This window comes from Vogesella urethralis (assembly GCF_007644045.2).
In the GTDB taxonomy this organism is placed as follows: domain Bacteria; phylum Pseudomonadota; class Gammaproteobacteria; order Burkholderiales; family Chromobacteriaceae; genus Vogesella; species Vogesella urethralis.
This window is the reverse complement of the sequence record NZ_VMDW02000090.1, coordinates 61,293-73,808: the sequence shown is the minus strand read 5'-3', so window position 1 is coordinate 73,808 and position 12,516 is coordinate 61,293. Positions and strand designations below refer to the sequence as shown.

At 62.5% G+C, this 12,516-nt stretch carries 12 protein-coding genes and 1 pseudogene; 2 read left to right on the top strand and 11 right to left on the bottom strand.

The genetic code is table 11. The annotated features are described in order from the left end of the window. Positions 1 to 83: 83 nt before the first annotated feature. From FLQ03_RS10725 to FLQ03_RS10715, 3 genes are read right to left on the bottom strand one after another with little or no spacing between them, the layout of a single operon-like run. Positions 84 to 1,457: a phosphomannomutase/phosphoglucomutase gene (locus tag FLQ03_RS10725; protein WP_144372184.1), complete on the bottom strand. Its 1,374-nt coding sequence runs from the start codon at positions 1,455 to 1,457 to the stop codon at positions 84 to 86. Positions 1,458 to 1,512: 55 nt separating this feature from the next. Beyond that, positions 1,513 to 2,538 carry an anthranilate phosphoribosyltransferase gene (gene trpD, locus FLQ03_RS10720; protein ID WP_144372183.1) on the bottom strand — a complete coding sequence of 342 codons (1,026 nt, stop codon included), beginning with the start codon at positions 2,536 to 2,538 and terminating at the stop codon, positions 1,513 to 1,515. Between the two features lie 31 nt (positions 2,539 to 2,569). Then, the gene (locus FLQ03_RS10715) at positions 2,570 to 3,139 is read right to left on the bottom strand and encodes an aminodeoxychorismate/anthranilate synthase component II (protein ID WP_144372182.1); all 570 of its coding nucleotides are present in this window, start codon (positions 3,137 to 3,139) and stop codon (positions 2,570 to 2,572) included. A 654-nt stretch (positions 3,140 to 3,793) separates the two neighbouring features. Here FLQ03_RS10715 and FLQ03_RS10710 point away from each other — a divergent pair. Further along, positions 3,794 to 5,095, top strand: coding sequence for a sensor domain-containing diguanylate cyclase (locus FLQ03_RS10710; protein WP_170252380.1), 1,302 nt, complete (start codon positions 3,794 to 3,796; stop codon positions 5,093 to 5,095). A gap of 111 nt (positions 5,096 to 5,206) precedes the next feature. On the opposite strand, the gene FLQ03_RS10705 is transcribed toward FLQ03_RS10710, so the two are convergent. The 8 genes and pseudogenes from FLQ03_RS10705 to FLQ03_RS10675 all read right to left on the bottom strand — a co-directional run bounded on the left by FLQ03_RS10705 (position 5,207) and on the right by FLQ03_RS10675 (position 11,658). Then, positions 5,207 to 5,995, bottom strand: coding sequence for a MetQ/NlpA family ABC transporter substrate-binding protein (locus FLQ03_RS10705; RefSeq protein WP_144372180.1), 789 nt, complete (start codon positions 5,993 to 5,995; stop codon positions 5,207 to 5,209). 102 nt (positions 5,996 to 6,097) lie between these two features. Beyond that, on the bottom strand, positions 6,098 to 6,775 hold the full coding sequence (locus tag FLQ03_RS10700; protein ID WP_144372179.1) for a methionine ABC transporter permease: 678 nt from the start codon (positions 6,773 to 6,775) through the stop codon (positions 6,098 to 6,100). Further along, positions 6,776 to 7,048 carry an NIL domain-containing protein gene (locus FLQ03_RS19745; protein WP_476756204.1) on the bottom strand — a complete coding sequence of 91 codons (273 nt, stop codon included), beginning with the start codon at positions 7,046 to 7,048 and terminating at the stop codon, positions 6,776 to 6,778. Positions 7,049 to 7,054: 6 nt separating this feature from the next. Continuing rightward, positions 7,055 to 7,786: pseudogene (locus FLQ03_RS10695) on the bottom strand (methionine ABC transporter ATP-binding protein); the annotation flags it as partial. A 240-nt stretch (positions 7,787 to 8,026) separates the two neighbouring features. Beyond that, positions 8,027 to 8,635: an alpha/beta hydrolase gene (locus tag FLQ03_RS10690; RefSeq protein ID WP_144372177.1), complete on the bottom strand. Its 609-nt coding sequence runs from the start codon at positions 8,633 to 8,635 to the stop codon at positions 8,027 to 8,029. Continuing rightward, entirely contained in the window at positions 8,635 to 8,943 is a 309-nt protein-coding gene (locus FLQ03_RS10685) for a (2Fe-2S) ferredoxin domain-containing protein (protein WP_144372176.1), read from the bottom strand. The genes FLQ03_RS10690 and FLQ03_RS10685 overlap by 1 nt, the downstream gene beginning before the upstream one ends. A gap of 45 nt (positions 8,944 to 8,988) precedes the next feature. Further along, positions 8,989 to 10,395, bottom strand: coding sequence for a replicative DNA helicase (dnaB, locus tag FLQ03_RS10680; RefSeq protein WP_144372175.1), 1,407 nt, complete (start codon positions 10,393 to 10,395; stop codon positions 8,989 to 8,991). A gap of 87 nt (positions 10,396 to 10,482) precedes the next feature. Then, positions 10,483 to 11,658, bottom strand: coding sequence for a BaiN/RdsA family NAD(P)/FAD-dependent oxidoreductase (locus FLQ03_RS10675; protein ID WP_144372174.1), 1,176 nt, complete (start codon positions 11,656 to 11,658; stop codon positions 10,483 to 10,485). Between the two features lie 133 nt (positions 11,659 to 11,791). Here FLQ03_RS10675 and sodB point away from each other — a divergent pair, with 133 nt between their 5' ends. Then, positions 11,792 to 12,373 (top strand): superoxide dismutase [Fe], encoded by a 582-nt coding sequence (sodB, locus tag FLQ03_RS10670; protein ID WP_017509556.1) that lies wholly within the window; start codon positions 11,792 to 11,794, stop codon positions 12,371 to 12,373. Positions 12,374 to 12,516 lie beyond the last annotated feature (143 nt).

The window sequence follows — 12,516 nt, the reverse complement described above, 5'->3', positions numbered from 1 at the left end:
CAAAAGGTTGGCCGCGGCCAACCTTTGGTACGTCATGGTGCCCTGCCGGCAAGCGGCAGGGCTGGCTCGGGCGCCATTATCGCCTAGAACGGCAGCGTTGCGCTGGTTTCCTGCGCCAGTACACGGCGGAAATCGTTCTGGATGCGTTGCAGCGCGGCTTCGTTATCGGCTTCGAAACGCAGCACCACCACCGGCGTGGTATTGGACGCGCGCATCAGGCCGAAACCGTCGGCGTACTCAACGCGCAAACCATCGATGGTGATGATGTCTTCGGCGCCGTCAAACTGGGCGGTTTGCTGCAGGCGGGCGATCAGCGCGTGGTTTTCGCCTTCGGCCGTCTTCAGGTTCAGTTCCGGCGTGGAAACGGCATTCGGCAGCGCGTTCAGCACGGCAGACGGGTCGGCCACCTTGGACAGGATTTCCAGCAGGCGGGCGCCGGTGTACAAGCCATCGTCAAAGCCGTACCAGCGCTCCTTGAAGAAAATGTGGCCCGACATCTCGCCGGCCAGCGCCCCATCCGGGTGCGCTTTCAGCGCCGCTTTCATGAAGCTGTGGCCGGTGCGGTTGATCATCGGCACACCGCCGGCAGCCTTGATCGCCGGCGCCAGCAGGCGGGTACACTTCACGTCGTAAATGATGCGCGCGCCCGGCTGACGGCTGAGCACGTCTTCGGCAAACAGCATCATCTGGCGGTCCGGCCAGATGATGCTGCCATCTTTGGTGACCACGCCCAGGCGATCACCGTCGCCATCGAAAGCCAGGCCGATTTCGGCGTCGGTGTCTTGCAGTGCGCGAATGACGTCCTGCAGGTTTTCCGGCTTGGCCGGGTCCGGGTGGTGGTTAGGAAAATGGCCGTCCACTTCGCAGAACAGCTCTTGTACTTCGCAACCCAGCGCCTTGAACAGACGCGGCGCAAAGTCGCCCGGCACACCGTTGCCGCAATCGACAATCACCTTCATCGGGCGAGCCAGCTTCACGTCGCTGACCACGCGCTGGTGGTAGGCGTCGGCAATGTCGTGGGTACGGTAGCTGCCCTCGCCGCTGGCGAAGTCGTTGTTGATGATGCGCTGGTACAGGGTCTGGATCCAGTCACCGGCAAGCGTCTCGCCATCCAGCATCATCTTGAAGCCGTTGTAGTCTGGCGGATTGTGGCTGCCGGTCACCATCACGCCGGAGAAGGTTTCCAGCTGGTAAGCGGCAAAGTACAGCATCGGGGTAGCGACGCGGCCAACGTCGATCACATCGACACCGGCAGCGCGAATACCCTCAGCCAGGCGGCCGGCCAGTGCCGGGCCGGACAAGCGGCCGTCACGGCCAATGCAGATGGCCGACACTTTGCGCAGGCGCGCTTCGCTGCCGATGGCGCGGCCGATCAGGTAGGCAGCATCGTCTGTCAGGGTGTCACCGACGACACCACGGATATCGTAGGCTTTGAAAATGGATTGAGCGATAGTCATGGGCTAGTGCTTGTCTGTTTGTCTATTTAGAAATAAGTGTGCATTGCGAATGGCATCAGCCGATATTGTGACTCAGCTGCACCAGCGCGTCGAGCTTGGCACGCGCAGCGCCGCTGTCGATGGCGGCAGCTGCGGCCAGCACGCCATCTGCCAGCGTTGCGGCCACACCGGCGGTGTAGATGGCCGCACCGGCATTCAGTAGCACGATATCGCGCGCCGGGCCGGGCTTGCCGGCCAGCACGTCCAGCAGGAACTGGCGGGAAGCCTCGGCGTTCTCGGCACGGATGGCCGACAACGGCGCTTGCGCCAGGCCGAAATCAGCCGGGTTCAGCGTGTAATCCAGAATGACGCCATCTTTCAGCTCCGCCACATGGGTATTGCCGGACAGCGTGATTTCATCCAGGCCGTCGCTACCGTGCACGATCATCACGTGCTCGCTGCCCAGCTGACGCAGCACCCGCGCCTGGATGCCTACCAGGTCGGGGTGGAACACGCCCATTACCTGGTTGGGAGCCCCGGCCGGGTTGGTCAGCGGGCCCAGAATATTGAAGATGGTGCGTACGCCCAGCTCCTTGCGCACCGGCGCCACATACTTCATGGCGGTGTGGTGATTGGGGGCGAACATGAAGCCGACGCCGATCTGGTCGATACAGCGCGCCACGCCGGCTGCATCGAGCGCCAGGTTGACGCCCAGCGCCTCCAGCACGTCGGCACTGCCGGAACTGGACGACACCGAGCGGCCGCCATGCTTGGCCACGCGGGCACCTGCCGCCGCGCTGACAAAGGCGGCGGTCGTGGAGATATTAAAAGTATGACTCTTGTCGCCGCCAGTACCGCAGGTGTCTACCAGATGGGTGCGCTGCTGCACCGGCACGGTAGTGGCAAACTCGCGCATCACCTGGGCCGCGGCCGCAATCTCCAGCACGCTCTCGGTTTTGACGCGCAAGCCGATCAGGATGGCCGCAATCAGTGCTGGCGGGACTTCGCCGCGCATGATCTGGCGCATCAGGTCCAGCATTTCATCGTGAAACAGTTCGTTCTGGTCGATCAGGCGGTTAAGCGCGGCCTGCGGTGTGATCATGCAATATCTCCGGCAATGGGGGGTAAGCGGCTCAGGCGAATTCGGTGAGGAAGTTCTGCAGCATCTGGTGACCATGCTCGGTCAGGATCGATTCGGGGTGGAACTGCACGCCCTCGATCGGCAACGTCTTGTGACGTACGCCCATGATCTCGCCGTCCTCGGTCCAGGCGGTGATTTCCAGGCAATCTGGCAGCGATTCGCGCTCGATCACCAGCGAATGGTAGCGGGTGCAGGTCACCGGATTGGGCAAGTCGCGGAACATGCCGACATTATGGTGCGACACCGGCGACACCTTGCCGTGCATCAGCTGCTTGGCGTGGATGATCTTGCCACCGAACGCCTGGCCGATACTCTGGTGCCCCAGGCACACGCCCATGATCGGCAGCTTGCCGGCAAAATGATGGATGGCCGGCACCGAAATACCCGCCTCGTTGGGCGTGCACGGCCCCGGCGACAACACCAGATACTGCGGATTCAGCGCTTCGATTTCCTGCAGCGTGATTTCATCATTACGGAAAACCTTTACCTCCTGCCCCAGCTCGCCAAAGTACTGCACTAGGTTGTAGGTAAAGGAGTCGTAGTTGTCGATCATTAACAGCATGATGCTTTAAACCCTTATCTAAATGACCTCGCAACGTGGCCGGGCCTTTGCCGCCTTGGCTGGCAAACACCAGCCGCCATCGCGCTGTCCTGAAATTTTTCGCATCCGTACCATACCACAAACTGCGTGCCATTCATGCGGGCCAGGCTGCTTGCCATGCCGAAGCGGGCTCATTTTGCCCCACAGGCACCGTTGGCAGCCTGTCGCCGCGGAAGGGCCGTCAGCCAGCAAGCAGCCGAACCAATCCGTACGGCACAGCAGAAAGCACTGCGTGACCCGCTTACCCGGATCGATTTCAAACATTCATTTCAATTTTATTGATTATGCAAAAAATACCGCGCCTGTTTTAAAGCCGCACCACGCCGCAAAAACAAAGTGGCCACTTTGTAGCGCTTCGTAGCCATATTGCATTGCTACTGACAGATTTCAGACATTTCATTACTCCCACATGGCATTAAAAGCACCCGGCATGCTGCAGCGCGGCGCGACATTGGCATGCGGCGCCAGGCCATGGTTTGACTGTCCGACAAGGCGTCGGCTATGTTCGGCCCGCTGTGCTCGGCAAGAGAGAACAATGTGCATCGAACCCTAGGTCTGCATGCCAGCAGAAGCGTGCCCGGGTTCGCTTACCAAACACGCAAACCGGATGTTGATATGAATGGCATCAAGGAACTGATCGGCAGCCTCGGCGCTGCCATCGGCAAGGCCGATATGCCTGTCGCTGTGTTCGATACCCACGGCGTGCTGTTTGCAGGACAGCACCTGCCCACCCACTTTACCCAAGGGGCGTTGCCGGGCGATTGCCACAGTACGCCACTGGCACTCCCCGAAACCGCCACGCCGGCCTTGCAGCAACTCTTTTCGGCGCTAGGCATGACGCCGCCCGCCGATACGGTGCAGGCCCGCCATCACCGCTGCGCTGACGGGCTGGAAGTGATTTGCCTGACACTGCACGGCTTTACCCTGCCAGCGCCACTATGCGCGCCGCTTGACTTGCTGCAGCAGCAGGTCAAGGAGCTGCAGGCTCTGAACAATGGCTTGCAAACCATTATCTCGTTGCAGTCGCAAGTGGAAAAGTCACTGTGGGAGCGCCACCTGCAGCACGCCGCCGTCCTGGAAAATGCCAGCGCTGCCTACATCTGCCTGGACGAACGGACTACGGTCGTCAGCTGGAATCACGCGGCGGCCAACATGCTGGGGTGGCGCAATGAGGAGGTGCTGGGCAAGCCGCTGGCGCGCATCCTGTTCCAGCACCCGCAAAACTTCAGCCTGCTGCACCTGCACAACGCGCTCACGCTCCCGCCTGGGCGTGCTGTGCGCAGCCAGGAGTGGACGCTGCAAAGCCGCTTTGGCCACGAGCTGACGGTGGAGGTGTGTACCTATCCGCATACGGTGGATGGCCAGCACTATCTCAACATCTTCCTGCACGACATCACGCGCCGCAAACTGACCGAACAGGCGCTGGAGCAGGAAACCCGGCGCGACCTGCTGACTGGCCTGCTAAACCGCAAAGGCTTGTATGAGGCTCTGCAGCAGCAAGCGGGCAGCGTTGCCGTGCTGTTCATCGATATCGATGGCTTCAAAGCGATCAACGACGACTTCGGCCACGACGCCGGCGACATGCTGCTGCGACAAATCGCACAACGGCTGCGGCACGGCGTGCGCAGCAGCGATGGTGTCGCCAGGCTGGCAGGCGACGAATTCGTCTTGTTGTTGCCGGGCATCAGCACTGCCCGGCATGCAGGTGATATCGCGACCAAACTGCTGCGCAAACTGTCGCAGCCCTATCAACTGGCCGGCCATCACGCTCGTATTGGCGCCAGTATCGGCATCCATCTGGCGATGGCGGCTGCAGATACCCCGGCAGACACCATCATTGCCGCCGCCGACCGGGCCATGTACGAGGCCAAACGGCGCGGCAAAGGGGGCTTTCATGTGTTGGACGATCCGCCCTGAGGCGCAGGCCGCATAGCCCAAACGCGCAAGGGCCTGTCGCTTTGCGACAGGCCCTTGCTGCTTATGCCTCACCCGCACCGACAGCCAGCAGGCTATCGGTCAGCGGCGCTATCAGAACGCCGGTACCACGGCGCCCTGGTACTTGCTCTCGATGAACTTCTTGGTTTCCGGGCTGGTCAGCGCGGCAGCCAGCTTTCTGATGGCCGGGCTGTTTACGTTGTCCTTGCGGGAAACCAGCAGGTTGGCGTACGGCGAGGTGGTTTCAGCAAACAAGCCGTCTTTTTTCGGGTTCAGTTTGGCTTCCAGCGCGTAGTTGGCGTTGATCAGCGCCAGGTCTACCTGGTTCAGTACGCGCGGCAGCGTGGCGGCTTCCAGTTCCTTGATTTTCAGGTCTTTCGGGTTGGCCGCAATGTCATTCTTGGTCGGGTAGATGTTCTTGCGGTCTTTCAGTTTGATCACACCGCCCTGGTCCAGCAGCAGCAGCGCGCGGCCGGCGTTGGTCGGGTCATTCGGAATGGCCACGGTAGCGCCCTTCGGCAGCTCGGCTACCTTCTTGAACTTGGCCGAGTAGGCCGCGAACGGCTCGATGTGCACCGGCTTGCTGGCTACCACCAGGGTAGTGCCACGGTCTTTATTGAACTTGTCCAGGTACGGGATGTGCTGGAAGAAGTTGGCGTCCAGCTGCTTTTCTTGCACCTGGGTATTCGGCAACACGTAGTCGTTGAACACTTTCACTTCCAGATCCACGCCTTGCTTGGCCAGCGTCGGTTTCAGCGCTTCCAGGATCTCGGCGTGCGGCACCGGCGATGCGGCAACAACCAGTTTCACGTTTTGGGCCTGGGCGGCAAAGGCGATGGCGGCGAGGCTGACGGCAGCGGCCAGTTTGCTGATGCGGGTCATGGTTTTTCCTTTTTGAGAGAAAGTCTTCCCCCTGCCCAGCCGGATCGGCACGGGCATGCGGGGCACAGCATGATTAACGGAGTTAAAGCAGGCGGTATGGCCTTAGTCGAAGCGACAGCGGCGTACCAGGCTGTCACCGGCAGACTGCAGGCCTTGCACCAGCGCCAGCAGCAGTACCACGGTGACGATCATGATTTCAGTCTGGAAGCGCTGATAGCCGTAGCGGATGGCCAGGTCACCCAGGCCGCCACCACCGATCACGCCAGACATGGCGGTGTAGCCCACCAGCGCCACCGCGGTGACGGTGGCCGCACCGATCAGGCCCGGCAGCGATTCCGGCAGCAGCACCTTGAACACGATATGCGGCAAGCGCGCGCCCATGGACTGGCTGGCTTCGATCACGCCACGGTCCACTTCGCGCAGCACGTTTTCTACCAGACGGGCAAAGAACGGTACCGCGCCCACCACCAGCGGCACGATGGCGCCAGCCACGCCGATGGAGGTGCCCACCAGCAGCAGCGTCAACGGCATCAGCACGATCAGCAGGATGACAAACGGCAGTGAACGCAGCACGTTTACCAGGAAAGACAGCACCGCGTACAAGCGCGGGCGGGCACGCAGCTGGCCCGGCGCCGAGATGAACAGCAACACGCCCAGCGGCAGGCCGGCCAGCACGGTAAACAGCATCGATACACCGAGCATGGTGAGGGTATCCAGTGTGGCTTCGCCGATTTCGGCCCAATCCACGGTGAGCAACAGGCTCCAGTCAAAATCCGCCATTTACAGCACCTCGCAACGCACGCCCTCGCGGGCAAAGATGGCCGGCAGCGCCGACACGTCTACATCCGACGCCACCACGCCGGCCAGCAGCTGGCCGAATGGGGTGTCCTTGATTTCCGACAGCGTGCCGGACAGCAGGTTGACGCGCAGGCCGACCTCGCGGCCAACCTTGTCCAGCACCGGCTGCAGCGTCGGCTCGCCGACGAAGGTGAGCTTGATCACCGGGGTGACCACACGCTGGCGCCAGATGCCTTGCAGTGCGCCCTGCCCCATGCCGGTTTCCGCCAGCAGGCTTTGCGTTACCGCGTGCTGCGGGGCCAGGAACACGTCCAGCACCTTGCCCTGCTCCACCACGCGGCCGTGGTCCAGCACCGCCACGCTGTCGCACAGCTGGCGAATGACGCGCATGTCGTGGGTAATCAGCACGATGGTCAGGCCCAGCTGGCGGTTGATGTCGGCCAGCAGCGCCAGGATGGCGTCAGTGGTTTCCGGGTCCAGCGCGCTGGTGGCCTCGTCGCACAGCAACAGGTCGGGGTGATTGGCCAGCGCACGGGCAATGCCGACGCGCTGCTTCTGGCCGCCGGACAGCTGCGACGGGCGCTTGTGTTTGTGATCCTGCAGCCCCACCAGCGCCAGTAGTTCGTCCACGCGGGCATCCATCTGCGCCGGGCTCAGGCCACCGGCCAGCTCCAGCGGAAAGCGCACGTTGGCCGCCACGGTGCGCGAGCGCAGCAGGTTGAAATGCTGGAATACCATGCCGATGCGCTGGCGGCGTTGTTGCAGTGCGCGCTCGTCCAGGCGGGTAATGTCCTCGCCGTGCAGGCTGACGTGGCCGGTGTCCGGCCGCTCCAGCAGGTTGAGGCAGCGGATCAGCGTGCTTTTGCCGGCGCCGGAGCGGCCGATGATGCCGTAAATCTCGCCACTGGCAATCTGCAGGCTGACGTTATCCAGCGCGGCGATGGTTTTGCCGCCGTGCTGGTAGTGTTTGCTGATGCTTTGTACTTCGATCATGCCTTGCCCTGTGCCGCTGCGGTGTGGCAGCAGCTTGTCGTTTGATATGGAAGGCAAGTCTATAGCTGTCTACTGGATACAAAAAATAATATAAAGTGACATCCATATTCCGCAGGGGAATTTAACAAAGCAGGCTTAGCATTGGCAGGCATGAAGCCGCGCCGCAAGTGCCAGCAAAGCAAAACCCCCGCAGCCGAAGCTGTCGGGGGTTGGCAAGGTTGGCTGCGCGGGCGCGCAGGCTTACCAGCAACGCTTGATCAGGTTACCCAGCTGGATCAGGCGGCCGTGGAAGAAATGGCCGGCCTCCGGCAGCACGATCACCGGCAGATGCTGCGGGCGCGCCCAATCCATTACCGCCGACAGCGGAATCACCTCGTCGGCTTCGCCGTGGATGACCAGCGTATCGGCCGGCACCGGCGGCGTGGGGATGGCGTATTTGCCCACCGCCACGCCCATCAGCAGCAGCTTGTCGGACTCGATGCGGGCGCGCACCTGCGCCGCCACGAAACCGCCAAACGAAAAACCGGCCAGCGCCAGCGGCAGCTCGCCCTGCTCGGCGCGGGCGTGCGCCACCACCGCCAGCACGTCGTCCACTTCGCCGGCGCCGTAATCGTGCTCGCCCTCGCTGTGGCCAACGCCACGCAGGTTGGGCAGGTAGCAGGCATAGCCCAGCTGCGACAGCGACTTGGCGGCGGTCTGGATGACCTTGTTGGTGTTGGTGCCGCCCTGCGTAGGGTTGGGGTGGCAGATCACCGCAATGCCGGTAGCGTCGCCCACCGCCGGAATGAAGATGGTTTCCAGCTTGCCTACCGGCCCCGCGATGTCGAGTTTGTGCGGCTGCTTCAGCATCAGATCTTCAGCCTTTCCACGATGCGGCCGTGCACCATGTGCTCTTCCACGATCTCGTCGATGTCTTCCTTGTCGATGAAGGTGTACCAGGTCTCGTTCGGGTACACCACCAGCACCGGGCCTTCGTCGCAACGGCCCAGACAGCCGGCCTTGTTGACGCGGATCTGGCCGCTGCCGGCCAGGCCGCGCGCCTTGATCTGGTCTTTCATGTACGCCAGCAGCTCGCTGGCACCGTGGTTGTTACAGCACATCTCGCCTTCGGCGCGCTGGTTGCAGCAGATGAACACGTGTTTGTCGAAGTAGCTCATGCTTGTTCTCGCAGTGGGTGTGCAGCCGGGGTTGGCCGCAAGATGTTATTCGTCGGAGTCCGCCCAGCCGGAAATACCGATGGTGGCGGCGTTATCGAACTTGGCGTACTGGCCGATGAAGGCCAGCCGTACGCGGCCGGTGGGGCCGTTACGGTGCTTACCGATAATGGCCTCGGCCTGGTTTTTCAGGTCGATCTCTTCCGGTTTGTAATAGGCTTCGCGGTACATGAAGATGATCAAGTCGGCGTCCTGCTCGATGGCGCCCGATTCGCGCAAGTCGGACATCATCGGGCGCTTGTCGGTACGCTGCTCTACCGCCCGCGACAGCTGCGACAGCGCAATCACCGGCACCTGCAGCTCCTTGGCCAGGCCTTTCAGGCCGCGCGAAATCTCGCCCAGCTCGGCGGTACGGTTGTCGTTCTTGCCGGAGCCGCTCATCAGCTGCAGGTAGTCGATAACGATCAGGCCCAGCTTGCCGCCGTGCTGGCGCGCCAGGCGGCGGGCGCGGGCGCGCAGTTCCAGCGCGGTCAGCGCCGGGGTTTCGTCGATGTACATCGGCGCCTCGGACAGCTTGCCGATGGCGTAGGTCAGCTTCTGCCAGTCTTCGTCGCCCAGTTTGCCGGTACGCAGCACGTGCTGATCGAGGCGGCCAACCGAACCCAGCATCCGCATCACCAGCTGGGCGCCACCCATCTCCATCGAGAACACCGCTACCGGCAGGCCGGCTTCGATGGCCACGTTTTCGGCAATGTTCATCGAGAAGGCGGTTTTACCCATCGACGGACGGCCGGCCACGATGATGAGGTCACCCGGCTGCAGGCCGGAAGTGCGCGCGTCCAGATCGTGAAAGCCGGTGGGCACGCCGGTGACTTCGTCCGGATTGTCGCGGCTGTACAGCATGTCGATACGCTCGACCACCTCTTTCAGCAGCGCCGGCATCTCCAGAAAGCCCTGCTTGGATTTGGCGGTGGATTCGGCAATCTGGAACACCTTGCCTTCGGCCTCGTCCAGCAGCTGGGCGGCGTCGCGCCCTTGCGGGTTGTAGGCCGACTCGGCGATTTCGGTGCCCACCTGCGCCAGCGCGCGCATCACCGAACGCTCGCGCACGATCTCGGCGTAGCGGCGGATGTTGGCCGCCGACGGCGTGTTCTGCGCCAGCGAGGCCAGGTAGGCCAAGCCGCCGACGTTGGCCAGCTCGGCATGCTTGTCCAGGCTTTCGGACACCGTCACCACGTCGGCCGGGCGCGCCAGGTCCACCAGCTGCGCGATGTGGCGGAAGATGATGCGGTGGTCGTGACGGTAGAAGTCGCCATCGGTCAGCAGGTCGGCAACTTTTTCCCAGGCGCTGTTATCCAGCAGCAGGCCGCCCAGCACCGACTGTTCGGCTTCGATGGAATGTGGCGGGGTACGGATGGCCGCCACGGAGGCGTCGTTGAATTCAAATTCGCTCATAGGTCCTGGCTTGGGCACAAACAACAAAGGTTGGCCGCGGCCAACCCTGTGCGCCGGCGCGAGGCCGGCAGGGAAGAGAATGCGATTCTAGCAGTTTTTACCGGCCACAAAGCCGGAAGACCACGCCCACTGGAAGTTATAGCCACCCAGCCAGCCGGTGATGTCCACCACCTCGCCGATGAAGTACAGCCCCGGCACGCTGGCCGCTTCCATGGTCTTGGACGACAGCGCCTTGGTCGACACACCGCCACGGGTCACTTCGGCCTTTTTGTAGCCCTGGGTGCCATTGGGCAGCACGCGCCAGTTGTGCAGCGTTTCGGCCAGCTGGCGGCGCTTTTTCGGCGACAGGTCACGGCCACGCAGGTGTGCGCCCTGCCCGTCCAGCCAGGCTTCGGCAAAACGGCGCGGCCAACCCAGCTCGCCCATGGCGTTGGCCAATAGCTGGTCGCTGCCGGCACGCGCTTCAAGCCACGCCTCGGCGTCGGTATCGGGCAGCAGGTCGATGACAATCTCCTGCCCCGGCTGCCAGTAGCTGGAAATCTGCAAGATGGCCGGGCCGGACAGGCCTTTATGGGTGAACAGCACGTTCTCGCGAAAGCGCACCTTGCCGATGCGCACTTCCACGTCCAGCGACACGCCGGCCAGCGGCGCAAAGCGGGCGGCGTCGTCCACGTGGAAGGTCAGCGGCACCAGCGCCGGGTCGAGCTTGGTCACCGGCAGGCCAAACTGCTCGGCGATGCGGTAACCGAGGCCGGTGGCGCCGATTTGCGGAATAGACAGCCCGCCGGTTGCCACCACCAGCGACTGGCAGTGAAAGGTGCCGATGCTGGTATCCACACGGAAGCCGCCGGCGTCGTTGTGGCCAACCTCGGCGAGCTGCACCCCCATGCGGCGGTCGACGCCGGCAGCGCGGCACTCGGCGTCCAGCATGTCGATCAGCTGCTGGCTGCTGTCATCGCAGAACAGCTGGCCCAGCTTTTTCTCGTGGTAGGCAATGCCGTGGCGTTCCACCATGGCGATGAAGTGTTGCGGCGTGAACTGCGCCAGCGCAGAACGGCAGAAATTGGGGTTATCCGACACATAGCAGTCATGACGGGCGTGGATATTGGTGAAGTTGCTGCGCCCCCCGCCCGAGATGCGGATTTTTTCCGCCAGCTTGTCGGCGTGATCCAGCAGCAGCACGCTGCGGCCACGCTGGCCGGCGGTGGCAGCACACATCATGCCGGCTGCGCCGGCGCCTAACACGATTACATCAAACTGCACGTGACGAACCTCAAAAAGAATTAGCTTATATAGTGTAGTGATTTGGTCAACAATTGGCGATGCCGGCCAATTACAGTAAACTGTAGCAGTCGAACAGCACATGCTGTTTTGCTTGTTAACTCTGGAGAGCACGATGGAACACAAACTGCCCGAACTGCCGTACGCCCTGGACGCCCTGGCGCCGATCATTTCCAAGGAAACCCTGGAATTCCACTACGGCAAGCATCACCAGACCTACATCACCAACCTGAACAACCTGATCAAGGGCACCGAGTTCGAGAACGCCTCCCTGGAAGAGATCGTGAAGAAATCCTCCGGCGGCATCTTCAACAACGCTGCTCAGGTTTGGAACCACACTTTCTACTGGTTCGGCCTGGCCCCGAACGCTGGCGGCGAACCGACCGGCGCGCTGGCTGACGCCATCAACGCCAAGTGGGGCTCGTTCGACGAGTTCAAGAAAGCCTTTGCTGCCTGTGCCGTTGGCACCTTCGGCTCCGGCTGGGCCTGGCTGGTGAAAAACGCCGACGGCAGCCTGGACCTGGTATCCACCAGCAACGCCGCTACCCCGCTGACCACCGACAAGAAGCCGCTGCTGACTTGCGACGTGTGGGAACACGCTTACTACATCGACTACCGCAACAGCCGCCCGAACTACCTGGAAGGCTTCTGGAAGCTGGTGAACTGGAACTTCGTGGCCGACAACTTTGCCGCCTGATTCCGCTTCGCCGCACCATGAAAGGCCCCGCAAGGGGCCTTTTTCTTTACCTGGCGCAAGCCTGGCCACGGCAAGCAGCAATGACAAGGCCTGCTTGCAGGGCAAGCAGGCCTTGTCGGCCCCGCCGGGCGGGGCGCCGTGGC